The sequence below is a fragment of the Sulfolobus sp. A20 genome (assembly GCF_001719125.1).
Lineage (GTDB): Archaea > Thermoproteota > Thermoprotei_A > Sulfolobales > Sulfolobaceae > Saccharolobus.
Genome location: NZ_CP017006.1, coordinates 1,475,396 through 1,491,891, shown reverse-complemented (window position 1 = coordinate 1,491,891; position 16,496 = coordinate 1,475,396). Strand labels below are relative to the sequence as shown.

13 protein-coding genes are annotated in these 16,496 nt (G+C 33.7%); 5 read left to right on the top strand and 8 right to left on the bottom strand.

Annotation, left to right across the window (positions count from 1 at the left end):
* Positions 1-203: 203 nt before the first annotated feature.
* The 4 genes from BFU36_RS07865 to doxD all read right to left on the bottom strand — a co-directional run bounded on the left by BFU36_RS07865 (position 204) and on the right by doxD (position 2,022).
* A complete protein-coding gene (locus tag BFU36_RS07865; RefSeq protein WP_409349219.1) occupies positions 204-572 on the bottom strand; it encodes a PaREP1 family protein in 369 nt (122 codons plus the stop codon).
* Positions 532-915, bottom strand: a complete 384-nt coding sequence (locus BFU36_RS07860) for a PaREP1 family protein (protein ID WP_069283190.1) — start codon at positions 913-915, stop codon at positions 532-534. The genes BFU36_RS07865 and BFU36_RS07860 overlap by 41 nt, the downstream gene beginning before the upstream one ends.
* A gap of 67 nt (positions 916-982) precedes the next feature.
* Complete coding sequence (locus tag BFU36_RS07855; RefSeq protein WP_069283187.1) at positions 983-1,486, bottom strand: TQO small subunit DoxA domain-containing protein; 504 nt, start codon at positions 1,484-1,486, stop codon at positions 983-985.
* Positions 1,480-2,022, bottom strand: a complete 543-nt coding sequence (gene doxD / locus BFU36_RS07850) for a thiosulfate:quinone oxidoreductase large subunit (protein WP_069283185.1) — start codon at positions 2,020-2,022, stop codon at positions 1,480-1,482. The genes BFU36_RS07855 and doxD overlap by 7 nt, the downstream gene beginning before the upstream one ends.
* Before the next feature lie 177 nt (positions 2,023-2,199).
* Here doxD and BFU36_RS07845 point away from each other — a divergent pair, with 177 nt between their 5' ends.
* Positions 2,200-4,182: a DEAD/DEAH box helicase gene (locus tag BFU36_RS07845; protein ID WP_069283183.1), complete on the top strand. Its 1,983-nt coding sequence runs from the start codon at positions 2,200-2,202 to the stop codon at positions 4,180-4,182.
* A 38-nt stretch (positions 4,183-4,220) separates the two neighbouring features.
* Positions 4,221-5,900, top strand: a complete 1,680-nt coding sequence (locus BFU36_RS07840; RefSeq protein WP_069283181.1) for a thermopsin family protease — start codon at positions 4,221-4,223, stop codon at positions 5,898-5,900.
* 26 nt (positions 5,901-5,926) lie between these two features.
* Here the strand turns inward: BFU36_RS07840 and BFU36_RS07835 are convergent, their stop codons facing one another.
* Together BFU36_RS07835 and BFU36_RS07830 are read right to left on the bottom strand one after the other, a co-directional pair.
* Positions 5,927-9,754 (bottom strand): protease pro-enzyme activation domain-containing protein, encoded by a 3,828-nt coding sequence (locus BFU36_RS07835; RefSeq protein ID WP_069283179.1) that lies wholly within the window; start codon positions 9,752-9,754, stop codon positions 5,927-5,929.
* Between the two features lie 464 nt (positions 9,755-10,218).
* Entirely contained in the window at positions 10,219-11,523 is a 1,305-nt protein-coding gene (locus BFU36_RS07830; RefSeq protein ID WP_069283177.1) for an MFS transporter, read from the bottom strand.
* 249 nt (positions 11,524-11,772) lie between these two features.
* Here BFU36_RS07830 and BFU36_RS07825 point away from each other — a divergent pair, with 249 nt between their 5' ends.
* The 3 genes from BFU36_RS07825 to BFU36_RS07815 all read left to right on the top strand — a co-directional run bounded on the left by BFU36_RS07825 (position 11,773) and on the right by BFU36_RS07815 (position 14,947).
* The gene (locus BFU36_RS07825) at positions 11,773-13,248 is read left to right on the top strand and encodes a glycogen/starch/alpha-glucan phosphorylase (protein WP_069284668.1); all 1,476 of its coding nucleotides are present in this window, start codon (positions 11,773-11,775) and stop codon (positions 13,246-13,248) included.
* A gap of 141 nt (positions 13,249-13,389) precedes the next feature.
* Positions 13,390-14,184 carry an ATP-binding cassette domain-containing protein gene (locus BFU36_RS07820; RefSeq protein WP_069283175.1) on the top strand — a complete coding sequence of 265 codons (795 nt, stop codon included), beginning with the start codon at positions 13,390-13,392 and terminating at the stop codon, positions 14,182-14,184.
* Complete coding sequence (locus BFU36_RS07815; protein WP_069283173.1) at positions 14,165-14,947, top strand: hypothetical protein; 783 nt, start codon at positions 14,165-14,167, stop codon at positions 14,945-14,947. Before BFU36_RS07820 ends, BFU36_RS07815 begins: the two co-directional genes overlap by 20 nt.
* A gap of 410 nt (positions 14,948-15,357) precedes the next feature.
* Here BFU36_RS07815 and BFU36_RS07805 read toward each other — a convergent pair whose 3' ends face one another.
* Positions 15,358-16,017, bottom strand: a complete 660-nt coding sequence (locus BFU36_RS07805) for a helix-turn-helix domain-containing protein (protein ID WP_069283169.1) — start codon at positions 16,015-16,017, stop codon at positions 15,358-15,360.
* Positions 16,018-16,162: 145 nt separating this feature from the next.
* The gene (locus BFU36_RS07800; protein ID WP_156770046.1) at positions 16,163-16,405 is read right to left on the bottom strand and encodes a sulfurtransferase TusA family protein; all 243 of its coding nucleotides are present in this window, start codon (positions 16,403-16,405) and stop codon (positions 16,163-16,165) included.
* Positions 16,406-16,496: the final 91 nt, after the last annotated feature.

Here is a 16,496-nt window from a genome sequence, read left to right as displayed (position 1 = left end):
CTTTAAACTATGAGTTAGCTGGTTGCGATTCTAATTAGCCTTATGTTTTCCCTTTACTCACTCAACGTTATGAGATTTTATTTTGTTCTAGAGTGATTGGGAAAGAATCTTATTACCCTTAGAAATTCAAGGCTATTTACGAAATTATTATGAAAAGGAAGAGAGGGGTCTCTTTATCGGACCTTTTAGAATTTCATTAGACGTTAGGTTAGATATTTGTTTAATATGTCTATTATTTTGTGAATATTATTGGATAATTTCTTCACTTCGTCGTAGTTAAGTCTCATTTCATGAAATCCATAAACGTGTAAGTACCATGCATCTACCGATATTAGATATATATCTGGAGAAATCCTTCTTGAAGCTTCGAATAATAAGGAAGAGGTCCATCTTCTATTAGCCTTTACTTTTTCTATTACGTCTTTTAGGTTTAGTGTTTTTACTAGTAGTTTTATTGCTTCTTCAGCTGCTTTGTAGTATTTCTCTGAAGCTTGTACAACATCTCCCTTCTCCAATAACCTATCAGCTTCCTTAATCCACTCTAAGATTAGCGATTTTATCTGAGAGTTCAACAAGTTTTTTCACTTTTTCAGCTTCTATGACTAGAATATCTTTAGGTAAATTTACAGTTAAAATTACTATGGCTGATTTCCATAGATCAATGATTTCCTCATCATGCAGTCTCTTAGCTATCTCGATTACAGCATCGTGTAAAACTCCTAAACTCCAATAACCTTCCTCCTTTACCTTTTCCATTACGTCTTTTAGGTTTAGTGTTTTTACTAGTAGTTTTATTGCTTCTTCAGCTGCTTTGTAGTATTTCTCTGAAGCTTGTACAACATCTCCCTTCTCCAATAACCTATCAGCTTCCTCAATTAAAACATCTGAAGCAGATAATAGATTAATACTTACCATCAAAATGAATGTAGATTATACCTTAATAAATTAAAATCAAAAATAGTCAACGTTGTGTAAAAAAAGGCTAACTTACTGTAATTGTTGTAGTTGCCCATCTGTTTGGATTTATAGCTGGTGTTACTATAGTTATTTTATATGTCCCGGGCGATAGGTGAATTGGAATTATAAGTTGGAACTGTGCTTCACTGCCTAATATTACTACGAAGCCAGAATAGTAGTTTACGTAGTCCTTCTTGTTAGCATTCCACGGAGCTTGTATCACGTTCACTGTATATTTAGCTATTTCTGTTGAGTTTAATGTTAGAGACCACGTCGAATTGCTAATCATCATCATTGTACCAGAGGCAGGATAAGCGTCAGGACCATCAACATCAGTTATATTTAATATTATCTTAGTCCCATTGGAAACCGGAAAGGCGTTAGCATAGGTTATTTCTAGTTTTGGTAGCTTAGAGTTATTGACTAGAGGTCCAACTACGTTACCGTAAGCCCACTGACCAGTTCCTAAAATCCATCCTACTACAATTAAGCTAAAGATTATTCCAACTATTGTAACCTTGTTCACCATAGCTTAATCCACCTCAATATAGGTAAATTCGCAATAGGTCTATCACCAAACTTCTTAAATAAGAAGTAATCTAATCCCCAAACTCTACCAGATGCTGTTAGCATTAGAACTATTGCCCCTGCCGTAAGTAAGGATCCAATTTGCCACTCATCTTCACATGTCGAACCTAGCCAATATGCCGGAGCCATTCCAAAAGCCATTACCGCAGCTCCAAAAGAAGCCAATCTAGTAAATAAACCTATAATGATTAAAAATCCCGCTATTATTTCTACATAACTAAATATAGTTAGGAAGGTTACATTTAAGGAATGATTTTCTAATACCATTAATAAAAACTGCTTGAATGGACCAGCATGAGGAAGGAAGTTTACCAGCTTTCCTCCAACAAAGGATGGGGAAGTAGGATCTAATTTTGCTGGCTTTAGTACTGCTTTTCTTAGTCCTCCGTCTAGGAACATCCATCCTACAGCGAATCTTAAAGGCCATAAGTATTCAAGCCTTGTCGAATTCCCATCATTCAATACAACTTTGGCCATAGCACTTCACCAACTTATATATTTGGTTTTATCATTAATAACTTTTTCTACTATAAAGTTATAAAAATATTTATAGTTTGAATTATTTTAATTAAAGATTTCAAAAAGGATTATATATACTAATAAGGGTTCCACAGATCATTTTTTATCCCCCTTCCCCTAAAACTATCTATTGTCATGCTTGAGGAATTTGAGGAGATTGTTAGAAAGAAACTTGGTTTCGAAATTTATGCTTACCAGAAGAGTATAAGTCAAGAGATTATGAAATCATTGGATACTAACAGATTTGTGGTGGTCTCAATGCCTACCGGGAGTGGTAAGACTCTGATAGAGGTATTCATAGCCTATTATTTGATAAAGAAAGGTCATAATGTGATCATATTGGAGCCAACCAGACTTCTTTGTGATCAGATGTATCATAGGTTTTGGAAAAGGATATTTGAGAGTGATAGCGGTGTAGAGTACGAGGGTGATTGTAAGTCCTTTGAGGAAGGTAAAAGGGTAATAGTTTCAACGCCTTTTACAACTTCTAAGTGTATAGGTAATGCGGAAGCTTTGATAGTAGATGAAGTTCATCACGCGTTCGGAGATATTCGTTATGAACAAACTTTGGCAGACTTAGAGCCTAAATACCTAGTTGGTTTTACGGCATTATTACCTTCCTACAAAAAATATATGGTAGATCCAAGGCTAGTTGAAAACTTAGGTAATCCCCTTTTCCTCACCTATGATTTCAAAGCGTTATCTGGAATTGACCCTACCTTTAAACTCCCTAAAGCTATAGCTGACATTTTTGACGCTGAATTTAACAGTTTAGAGGATAACGTATATGAAAACTTTTTTAGAGGTAAGATAAATGGCGATAAAAATACTTTAAAGTTTCTCGAAATCACACTATATACTTATGGTAAAGAAGCTTTTTGTGAAAGCTATAATAGGTTACTAGGGAAAGTTGAAGAAACTCCAATAATAGAAACTCTTTGTGAACAGAGGGAATTAAGTCACAAGACTAGAGCTTTGAAGGACGTTTTAAACATATATAAGGTTGAGGAATTTAAACCAGTTTTGATATTTACCTCTAGAAAGTCAACTGCGTACGAATTTGAAAAGGTAGTATCTAGTTTCAACGTTAAGGCTAAAGTGCTAACTGGTGATCTCTCAAGATATGAAAGGCTTAAGCTAGTTCAAGATGCTAGGAAGGGAAATGTAGATGTTATAATATCTACATTAGTTGGAGAAGAAGGGATCGATATACCAGAAGCTAAACTCTTAATTATGACTGATGTTCCTCAAAGTCCCTTGAGATTCTATCAAAGGCTAGGAAGGCTAATTAGGGGAAAGGAGAGTAATACCAACGATTCAAGTGTTTTGAAGTATTTAGTTGTAACCTTAACTCCAAAAACTCCAGAATACGACAACTTAGACGATGCACTAAGGAATCTATATGCTGAAGGAGTAGATGTAAGTTATATAATTGAAAAGCGAGAGGATAAGGGACCTGTAGCAAGAGTAGTTGATATAGTAAGTAAAGCAGGGGGTAAGGTTTTAGTAAGTGGTATTGAGGGGAAAAATGAGACTCTTCCAGATCTCTTTTCTGATAATCCTAAGTCTCATGTTAGTGAATATGTAGAGAGGGCTATAAGGGACGGGAAAGTAATATATTATTACGAGCCAGCATTGTTAGGAGAGGCGTTAAGTAAAGTGTTTATTGCGAGTTATTGTAATGTAGGTTATGGTGAAAGTTACGTTAAACTATGTAACGATTATATGAAAAATATTGGTAGGAAACTGCTACAGAGTAAAAGTACATTAAGGATTGATAGGAAGTCAATATTATATAACTACATGAAGTTGGTTTTGCCTAATGAACTCGATGACGTAATGAAAGAGTTGAAAAGTGAGGAGGAAGAATATATTAAATTATTAGAGGGAAAAGATTATAGAGTCAGTATTTCATTAAGTAAGTATAAAGCGAATATTAAAGTTCAAATATCTATCAGCGCTGGTATTGAAGGAGTTACAATCAATCCAAGAATTCATTTAAGTTATTATGATATTCCGACTAACGTTAATGAAAAATTCATCAAGTTGAATTCTAATGTAGTAGCTTTATATGCTTTAGTTAAATTTTATGGAAAGTTTAGCGTAAACAATATTTAGATAACCTTTTTAAGTGTAAAAAATCTAATTTCGGAACGATGCAGAAGGTAAGTTCTATCCTCATTTTGGTAGCTTTCATACTGTTATCTTCAATGCCGGTCCTTTCTTTACCTACTGGTATATCAACGAATAATGGACCTATATTTACTAGAGCAGTCCTAGGTTATGTTAATATAACAGACTTACTAGCTTATAATGCATCGTCTGATTACCCTTATGGTGCTTCATTGCAACTTAACGTTATGCTTATGGCTAACACTTCAGAGGGAAACTTGTATTATTTTTGGCTTCAAAACGTGGCTGAATTTCTAACTAATGAAAGTCGGATGAATTTCGTTGATAACATTTGGAATGCAACAAATCCATTTGCAGGAATTTCCAACGTTAGTGGTAATGGGGAGACTTATCCATTATTAAACGTTTTTTATCATTCTAGTTATTACGCATACGGAACGCCTGAAATAAACTATACTTTTCCTTTTGCTTTTTACTTCTTAATAAGCGAAAACTATAATTCTTCTGGAGTAAAAATCAATTTCTCTTATGTTATTCTTCAGAACGGAAAAATATTACCTCCAAATCCTGTTACATACGACAGTGTTTTTATACCTATTCAAAATTTACAGACAGCTTATATAGTAATTAATGATTCTATGACTCCTAACGCTAGCGTTGGTATTATAACGTATCTAGGAAATCTGCTTGATGCAGAGTTAGTATGGGGAGGTTATGGCAATGGAGAATCTACCACTTTCCAAAAAATGTCATCATATTTGGGCTTATTCTACTTCTCAGATAAACAGTTCGTACCTTTTGACACCGTTTACAATTATGGTTTCGATACTGAGGAATCCGCTAATGATTTACAAGTTACTCTGGCAAATAATGGAGATGCTTATGTTAGTTTAGGAAATCCGAACTATGGCTTATTAACTGATAACTTCCATCCTTATATTCCAGGATTTACATTCGTCAACATAAGCAGTAAGATACCATTCCTTATTAACAATACATTTTTAACAACAAATTATACTGGGTATATAACTTCACCACTTACAATATTTTTCTACAAAAATTACTCAGTGAATTCTTCATCTTTCGTCTTACTCTCTTATCCTACATCTAACATAACAATTTCATCATCTAATAATTTTAGAAATGTGTCAATTACTCCTAAATACACATACTATTATTTAATTAAGATAAATTCTAATATACCCGTTTTGCTAAACGTTAATGGCAATTTAACCTTGACGAATAAGCCAATATGGGTAGTTCAGAATAGTAATATTAATCTCGTTAATTATACTTATTATATTTCCAGTGGAGAAAGATTAGTAGTTAACAACACTTATCCCAGTTTACCTATCATTGTGAAGAGTCCTATGACTATAAATGTAGGATTTATTAAACAGTACAGAGTAGAAATAAATTCCACTCAAACAGTGATAGGAGCAGTTAATGGTCAAAAATTACAGTTTAATGGGACAAACTGGATTCCTCAAGGCTCACAAATTTCTTTAAAGATTAATCTGCCCATTTATGAACAAGGTAAGTTTATAGGCACTTATAATGTTTCACCCGGAGAAAAAATCGTGGTGAATGGTCCAATATACGAAAAGCTAGTTGTTTATCCTAACTATTATTTCATAATTGCAATCGTAATATTGATAGTACTAGGTGTCGCTATAATAATATCATTAAGAAAAAGGAAGTAAAAATTTTTAAGCTATTTTTAGTTGTTTTATTTCCTTCTCCTAGTTAATAGCACAGCTATTATGATAGCTACTATTCCAACAACTATGCCAATTATACCTATGATTTCATCCATCATAGCTTTACTTGATAATATAGTGACGTAATTATCTAACTCATTTGATACGTTACTTATGTTTGATGATAAGGTAGTTATATCTGATTTAACTTCCTTTAAGTTATTGTAAAAGTTTATATTAATAGTATATGAGGCATAAAGTCCATCAGTCTGATAGGCTATTACAGTTAACTTGTAATTTCCATCTGGATATTTAGAAGTATCTAACTGGAAGGTTATAGTACCATTTGTACGTGAAGTATATATGGGAACTCCGTTTAGGTAGAACGTTACATTATCAATGTTAATACCTACAACGTTTGCAGTAACATTTATCACTCCAGTATAATTCCCTTGAGGGGTTGTCAAGCTTATGGTTGGAAGTTGCGGTGAAACTTTTATCACTTTACTTGAAATAAGATGCACTTTACTGTTAATTAGATTTATTGAATAAAGTGTTGAAGATATTATATTAAGGGTAGAATTTACTGCTGTGATATTGTTAATGAAACCACCTATCATCGTTATATTCGAGTCATAAATTATCAATTTCCCGCTTATGTTATCATCTATTAAATTAACGTTTCCATGAAGCCTATTTAAACCTAACATTATAACATTCTCCAAAGTCCCATTGTAAGTTATGTTATCATTTTCTAAGACAGAGTTGACTGGAATTATAGAATCTAAATTCTGATTTTCTATGAGAGTATATGGTAATACTACAAAAGATTTAGCGTTACTTAAAGCTGTTGTAGTCGGTATTCCGTTATATGACAAACCTTCAACATATACTTGAAAATCTCCAGTATAGTATCCGGAGTTGAGGTAAGTTAGATTTCCGAGATCGTTAATAGAAGGTAATATAACACTTCCCTCCCACTCGTTAAGTTTAGGATTGTAAGTTAACATTACTTGACTTACTGATAAACTTTGGGAGAGCGAAGAATAATCTCCAGCTACTTGTTTTGGAAAGACCAATGCTGTGAATATACCATAATTTACTTCACTTCCGTTAGGATAAGTAATATTAGCGTAGAACGTTACATTCTGTCCTTGAAATGCGTAGTTAGTGATTTTAACTATTGGCATCACCTCGTATGGAGCTACGTATATTTGGAATCCTTCATAACCTACAAGAATGCTCTCATTATTTATCATTCCGGTCACATTAAGATAAATTGTATAGTAGCCCGGTTTAGTATTAGGAGGTACGTATAAGTATCCTATGGGTACTGTAATGTATAGATATGGTGGAATAAGTTCGTATTGAGAGGATAACATCACTGATGAGATGATTTTCCCATTAGGTGAAATTAGCGATGCTGAAACGTTATATCCACCCAATAATACGTAGTCTAATGATAAACCTAAATCTTCAATGAGTATTGACTCATTAGGAGATACGGTTATAGGGGAAGCTAACACTGGAGACAATATGTAAGATCCTACGCTATTTATTCCAAGGAAAACTGGCAGGTAACCGTAAACTTGTCCTCTACCCGTTATTAGAGTCGCAGTATATTGTAATGTATAATTAGTTTCACCCTCCCACTGATAAAGATTAAAGAAAAATGTTCTTGACCTAATTAATGCAAGGGTCATATTCACGTTAGTCTCGTAGACGTATTTATTAGTTAATGGATTATAATAATACAAGTTAATTGGAAAGCTTTTCACATTAGTTGCTAAACTTCCATTAAGGTAAAATATGCATCCAGTGAAAGATGTTATTGTAGTATTATTTACGTTATATTGATATGCTTGAGTAATTGTAAACAAATAACCTACGAATATACTTATTAAGTTAACCCCTTCTATACCGTTATAACTACCGTTTACTATCACGTATACTATCCCAGAGACGTTATTTAATGTTATGTTACCAATCCATGATGTTCCATTAAAGTGCAATGGATAAACTTCTTCACTATTCAAACTTTCTATTATAGCGTAAAATGTACCATTGGTTATAGAATTACCTTTATAACTAATGTTAGCTATTACTTGAATTTTATTACCATCGAAGTAGTTTGATAGAGGTGGTGAAACGCTTATGTTAATCTCAAGAGCGGGTCTTGATGATATGTTGCTTAATAATATCGACCAATAACCTATGTTAGGAGCTCCCCAACCTGTGACTAAGTTATAACCATATTTTGCTATCCAAGGTGAATTGTAACCAAAAGTGATTGGGTAAAAGGCTTTATTATAGTATTTTTGAGCTAAATAATATATACTTGGATTTAGAAGCCCTAATCTGTTATGGAACTTCGAGATAAGTAATGATAGCAGACCAGCAAACAGTTGTGAGGATTCACTAGTACCTCCTACTAAAATCGAGGAATTACCGGGTAGAACTACGTAAACTCCGGGATAGATATTAGCGTTAAGTGCGATATCTGGAGTCATCCTACCATTTATAGAGCTGAAAGGCTCACTAAGATTACCCTGATACCAAGGTTTCGGGAACAGTACGCTGACTCCTCCTGTAGACCCTCCACCTCCTGGTGAACATGACCACGCTTCTTGTATCGATGAATTATCAGAAAGGTAAGTTGTAGTACCTCCAACAGAGGTTACAAAAGGTGATACTGCAGGATATGAAGTATCAGCTAATGGTTGGGCAAATGAGTAGAGCTCTCCTCCGCCATCTCCGGAAGACGCTACGAAAGTGATTCCTTCTAGACTACCTATCATGAAGTAATACTCAGTTTGTATTATCATTGGTAATAAAAATGAAGAATAATACTCTATTTCAGACTCAGATATGCCGAAGCTCATAGAAACTACGTCAACTTTATTTTGTTGATCTACATAACCAATTATTGTAGCTAAATCGCCGACCGAAGGATTATAGATCGTTATATTAGCATAAGGTGCCATTGAGTGTACTGCCTCTACATCCAGACTTTCCTCAATAGCCCATCCTGATATTATTCCTAGGTTTGGCTCATAAGGACCTATGGGGACTATGTTTATTTTCGCGGGGGGTAAATTATATAAACGGTCAAAGTAGGCTATTTGTTGCAATATTTCTGGATCTCCGTAAAAGTCAATAATTCCTATATTAGTTCCATTTCCATAATACCCTTGTCTATACAATACAGAAGCATTATAAGCAATACTTAATTGGGGTAAGTTGTATCCAGCTAGTATTTCCGTAAAGTTCTCAGCCTCCTTGGCAATATTTTCCACTTGTTTTTGTGTTATTAAGAACTGAGGATTAGAAAACAACAGAGTAGTGTAATTTGTTGCTACCACGGAAATTCCCGGTAAGCTAACGCTACCAACTCCAGTATAATATTCTTCACTATCGTTAGACAAGAGTAAGAATCTGAGCCCTAAAGCCTTCTCAAATTGACTAACAGTTCCTTGAACAACTAGGGAAGAGTACAAAGATGATGCAATAACAGTTAGATTATATCTTTGCAGGTAATTAATAACACTGTAATATTCATTTACGGGTAAGAATAAGCTTTTTACTTGTGCGTAAGTTAAAAACTTATGATATAGAGGACTCCCTGGAGTCGAAAGTTGTATCACTAAGCTTTGAAGCAGATCTACATTTCTTAATGGAATGTATATGTATACTTGAACTACCGCATTACTAGGCAATACTCCAATTACTTTATAACCCTTTACAATTATTGGTTGGACTTCATTGAGCGTGGGTTGAGCTTTCGTGGTAAATGAACTACCTACTAGAATACTTAATAGAAATGTAGTTATAATAATCAGAGAAATTACTTTTTTCATTCATCCTCCTACTCACTATTGTGCGAAAGTTTAAATATTTTTTCATAATAAAATAATAATGTATATTTAAGCAAAAGGCTTTTCAATTATTTTGTCTATCACACCGTTACATACTTATAAAGTTGAGGAAAGCCTCTATGACAAGGAGGAAGTCGGTGAAATACATTCCAGTGAAGCCTTTAGCATTCCATACATTCTCTCATCAGTATTTTTTGTCAAACTTTCGTATATTATACTAGGCCAACTAGATAGAAAAGGTTCTCTTAATACTTCTCTTTTATTAACGTATTAAGAAAATCAATATAAAAATTGTATTTTAAGTCACTTATAATGAATTCAATGAATCGTAGAGAAATTTTCAACTACTCATTAAAGAGTATTACATAATAAAATCTATTGAGTTATGTATACAAAATATATAAATAAAAAATTGCAGTAGTTTATAACAAAGTTAATATGAGAGGTTACCTTTTGCTTAGCTTCTCAAGCGGAACTAAGTTGGTGTCAACTCCTCTGAAGTACCATATAATAGTTGTAACTCCACCTATTGCCCACAAAATTGTATTATAAATTAGGAATTCGGTTAAACTAAATGAAGATGTTAGGTACGTTGATATTGCGTAAGCGGTGATGGGAACAATCCTTATTAATCCAATTAGAAACGCCCTAACATTACCGGGCATTAAAACCGGTTCGTATATTGTTCTTACAGCCCATCCGAATTCACTAAACAGCATGTTAACGAATAGCAGGGCATAAAATAATGCAAAGTTAAAGTTAGTTGTAAGAAATATTATAGGTAACATGCTAAGCGTACCTCCTAAATAAGACAACAAGGCAAATTTCCTTGTAGCTAAGTTCTTGACTAGTAGTGTTGCAATGAAACCTGAGACAGAAGCCCCAAGATTTGCTATGAATATTATGAATGGTATTTGAGACTGTGAAAAGAAATAATCTGCTACTACGAAAGCCATTAATCCGTAAGTTAGATATTGTGATAATCCAATTAACGCTAGGAAAGTATATCTAGACTTAAGGCTTAATTTACTATTAGCTTCCCTCTCCTTTACATCTTTGGTCTCCTTCATAATCTTTTTTATCTCTTTTTCAGCCTTATCAAGATTACCTTTTACAACCAACCATCTTACTGACTCAGGCAGAAGTAATCTTATTATTATAGCAAAAATTATTCCGATTATTGCTACTATTGAGATGGCTATTAATTCTATACTGAAGGAATTTGTTAAATTGTAAGTTAAAAAGCCTATTAGGGCAGCTACCATAGCCCCTATGTTATCAAAATTAGGCGCTAACACTAGTATCATATCCCTATACTCTAATGGAATCATTTCAGCGGTATAGGATAACATTATTGGAACTTCTCCCTCTACTCCAAACTCACCTAATATTATACCTACAGCTAAAAGTATAATGAAAGGTAATTTTGCCAAGGTAGAGGAGTTAAAACCAGCCATAACAACTGAAGCTACTATGATTATAGTTCCTATAGAATACAGACTCATTGTGATGAAGAAGGTAGTCTTTCTTCCCAGTCTTCTATCTGAGAATATTGGTAACACTAAATCTCCGGCAAGAGTTGCAAAGGTTGGAGTTAGTAAAAATAGTACACTGTTCACGTTAGGATAGAATAAAGGTGCTATTGAGGAAATAACTCCCCACATGAAGTATCCTACGGCTAATGAGGCGAACATTAGAGTGTGAACTGCGGTCCATTTAGACTTATCAACGACTTTAAAAAGTTCCTCCATAAACTAAAATCTATATTAGAAGGTTATAAAGTTGATTATATTGTAAATTTGGTGTAATGATATTTTATAATGATTTTGGCTTACTCGAATTTTATATTATAATGAAGGATTTTTATATATTATAAATAATCTTTCCTTGGCAAAAAAGATAACGGAAAATATCTACTCAATTCAGAAATTTAATATTTAACATGTTAGTTAACTATGGGGTTTAAGGCTTAAAACATGAAGTATAACTATGTATTGATTATGATAGTTTCAGTGACTCCAGAACTAGCATTGGATGAAGTTCCCATATATGCTGGGGGTTTAGGAGTATTAGAAGGAGATAAGTTTATTGAAGCGTCAGAAAGTAAATTACCCTACACAGTAATCACGTTATTTTATCCGAAAGGCTACGCTAATTATTTCGTAGACGATGAAATAAGGGAAGAACTCTTAGATTATTCTGAAATAGAGAAAAAATTAAAAAGTGAAGGAGAAATTGAAATCAATACTAAACCGGGAAAGGTAAGATTACGAGTACTTACTTTAACTAAAGGTAATGCAAAGGCAGTTTTCTTTAAAGCTTTATCCCCAGATTGGGCTGTAAGAGTCACCAGCAGGTTATACGTTGATGAGGATAGATTTGATTATGAATACACTTACATCATATTAGCGAAGGCTTCTGTTGAGTATATTAATAGTTTGAATAATGTGAAAGCTGTTTACGCCCAAGAATCTTTAGCCGGTTTATCTCTAATACCACTTCACGGTAAGTACGAGACTCATTTAACGACACATACTCCCGGACCTTGGGGTCATCCCTATTTTTCTTCCCAAACACTTAAGGACGAATTTGGAATAGAGGCTCAAGGGGATGTAATGCTTACAAGACTCTTACTGAAATACGCTGATTATGTTCACACAGTATCATATAAACATAACCATTTAACTAAACTTATGTTGCCTGAAGCTAATCCAACGCCTTTAACCAATGGAGTTAGTTTTACCAGATGGATGCATGATGAGATTAGAAAAATCTACAGTCAGAAAAAATATGAAATGCTAGTCAATGCTAAAAAGAAGGCTAAAGAAGACTTGTTGAAGCTATTAAACAATTATAAAAAAGTGAACGGAGACTTCATTGTTGTCTGGGCTAGAAGGATAACCAAGTATAAGAGACCATATTTTATTACCAGACTGATAAGGGAAGTGGGAAGGGACTTAAACGTCACGTTTATAGTTGGTGGGATAGCTCACCCTAAAGACCCAGAAGGAATAGGATATATGAGAGAGTTCAACCAATTGCAAAGGGAATATAAAAACGTAGTGTACGTATATGACTATAACCTTAGCAACGCGAAGTATGTTTTATCAGGTGGAGATTTATTATTATTCACTCCATTTTCGAGTTGGGAAGCATGCGGAACTAGTTATATGAAAGCTGGGATTAATGGAGTACCTACATTATCGTCCAGAGATGGTGGAGCTTTAGAAGTAATCATTGACGGTTATAACGGTTGGCTATTTGGAGATGATATTAGGGAGTTCGTTGATATATATAATTCTCAAAAGGCTAAGGAAATTGATGAGAGGGATTATAAGGAATTTAAGAGTAAATTTTTACGTATTTTAGAAAAGGCTGAATCAGATAAGGATTGGTATAACGAGGTGATCAAAAACGCTTTTACTTCCTTTACGTCATACACTAACATTAAGAGGGTACTAGATATGATATATTAGATTATGAGGAACGAACTTTATACACGAAAAAGAGAACACTTTAGGGAGGAGGTCAGTTTTATTAAGTACCTAGGAGTAACCCTAAGCTAAGTGTTGAAAAAGTATTTATTTTAAGGCATGAATAATGGTTAGGAAAAAGTTATGATTAGAGCTAAAAATGTGTTTATTGGTTACAGTGACACTAGACCTATTTTAAGGAACATTAATTTAGAAATTAATAAAAATTCTGTACTTATAGGACCAAATGGCTCTGGTAAGACAACTTTCATTAACGCCATTCTAGGAATAGCTAAGGTGATAAAAGGAGAATTAACTGTTTTCAATAAAGAAGTATCAAAACTCCGTAATTTCATCGGGATTTCCTCTAATAACATCGATTTTTACAAAATAATTTTAGGAAAGGTAAAAGACATAATAAGAATATATGCAAGCCTTAACAATACAAGCGATGAAAGTATAATAAGTTTTCTCAAGTTCTTTAACTTCGATTCTTTTAATAATAAGATAAACGAGTTAAGTCTAGGTCAGCAAAAGATTTTAGGTAATGCACTAGCTTTATCTTTCAACTCTAAGCTAGCTTTATTAGACGAGCCGTTTGAGAACCTAGATCCTCTTAGAAGATTGAAAATGGTTAAGGTTCTTAATCAAAAGAGGGATGGAATTGTATTATTGACCACTCATGAGATGGATTTAGTTAAGAGGCTAAAGGGCTGGGACTTATACTTAGTATATAACGGAAGTATTTACGGTCCGTTCAATGCTGAGAAGGTAAATAGTCTCTACGTTAACAAGGGTAAGGTTGATAAGGCTTTGGCGATAATAGATACTAATACGTATTGTATATCAATAACAGAAGGTAATGGAGAGCTTCCACTTTCATCTATAGGTGATATTGAAAATTTGGAGGTTATAATTAATGATTATGGAAATGATTAAATCAGTGATAGCTTCAAAGCCAATTTGGCTTTGGGGTCTAACGTTTAGCCTGCTTTGGTTAATCCTAGCAGTTTTTGTGTTTTCTCAAAGTGTGCCTAAGACATACGCTCTATACTTCTCAAGTATAGTCGTAAGTGCATTGATTGTTTGGGTTTTTACAAATATTATTTCTAATATTAGTACTAACCTAATAATGTCCTCAACCTCCCTTTATTACGCATTCAAATTCACTAAACTGACACCCCAGAGGTATTTATTATACTACATTATATCCATCAGTATAGTTACTATCCTAATGAGCTCAATAGTACTTATCTTCTCAATAGTATTTTTTACAATTCAGTTTAAAACTCTTCTCCTACCACCAAATGTCCTAGGATTTCTCGGGGTGATAATTTTATCATCAATTTTCGTAATAACATTCTCGATATTCTTAGCTTTATTATTACCACCTAAATATATCCAGCTCTCTTCTCTTCTTCCTCAAGTACTCTATTTCATCTTAGTATTAGGACAAATTTTCATAGGGTATCCATATTTGTTTACCTATACTTCTCCTTTTAATGATATGCAACTTCTACTCTTTCAACAGTACAGTGGATATCCCCCTCCATTAAGTTTTATCAACCCTTATAGTAGTACACTTAACACTAATTTCCTCCTCACGTCTATTGTAAGTTGGGACTCAGGATTATATATAATAGATGTAAGCCTATTAAGAAGAGTAAAGGTAAGAAGCATAGATGAGATGAGGCAGTTTTAAATCGTATTATATTTCATGTTTACAAAATAATTGGATTTTGTATTTTAAGTGTGAATCTGATCGCCATGGTAAGCAGTTTCAGTGTGACTATTAAGTTTATACAACTCCATACTAATATTTTTTACATAATGCCAGATGTATCCCGAAAGGCTAGCATAGCCCAAGATGTTTCCCCACTGTGGGTTGGGGTTATCCCGTTAATGGGGCGGAAGAGGGCGAAGAATTCGCTTGACTCCCGTGATGCCCAATGGTTGATATATATGAGATCCGATGAAACCAAAACCCCTAGAATCAACAATCATGAGTTATAATACTGTTATAAAGCTAATTTCTTTATTTCTCACTTCCGTTACAAGATGAGGAAAGTCTCGCCCTTCAAGGCGAGGAGTAAGTCAGTCTAAGATACGTTTTCAATCGAAAACAGTTTTTTTAGCAATTTTTGCCATAGCTTTTCTCAAGATTTGCATTATTGCTGATTTGGATACTCCTAGCTCTTCAGCTAATTCCTCTAACCCAACTCTTTTGGGTGTATCGAAAAATCCCTTATTTACAGCTAATTTCAAAATTTCCATTTCTTTATGTGTTAATTCGTTTTGAATTGATAGGATAGGATCATAGGTATTTTCAACTACTTTAAACTCATAAGTTAACTCTCTTATCTTGGGTAAAACTTTCATAAAGGAGGAAGATTCAGCGACGATATTCCACTTTTCAATTCCACTCATGATGCTCTCCTTCATCTCATAAACTAGGCAATCCTTAAATAACATTCCCGCTATTCTTCCATCAATCCTCTCTACTGAAGCATATACAGCCTTTATCCCATTTTTATTCTTATATTCATTCACTAGATCAAATCTCAATATCATTTTATTCTTGCTTATCATCTTCAATACCTTTTTATATACGTCCTTATCCCTAGCATATATTATCCCTATGATGTTTTCCAATGTATCATTCATGTAAGGTAATCTCTTAATTACCTTTACGTATAACTCATCTTCACTAAACTTCTCAGTGTAAAGTGTCCAATCATCATGCGTAAGCGTTATGGTGTAACTTTTTATCATTAGTATATCTAATTTGTCATGTGAATTTAAAGATCTATAGAAGTTTGACAGTAATTCTTATTTAATTAACATCTAATTCTTTCGCCTTATTGAGTTTTTTATATAACGTTAGTTGGAAAAAAGGGAATTAAAATATTAAAAAGTTTTACTTCACTCTTTTAATTAATATTCTAGTTACACCATTATCTTGCTTAATATCCAATATCTGATTACCAGTCCTCCTAGCCCAAGCCTCAATATCTGGCTTAGCAGCAGGATCAGTAGCTAAAACCTCCAAAACCTCACCAACATTAATCTGCTTAATAGCCTTAGCAGTCTCCAAAACGGGACCAGGGCAATACATACCCCTAACATCCAAAGTCTTAGAAATCCTAAGCTCTGACACCAAGAAACACCTATAATTAAATAGTATTTAAGGTTTAAAAATTATTCCGTAGATGTAACTTTTAAATACAATAAAGCGATATAATATTTTTTCT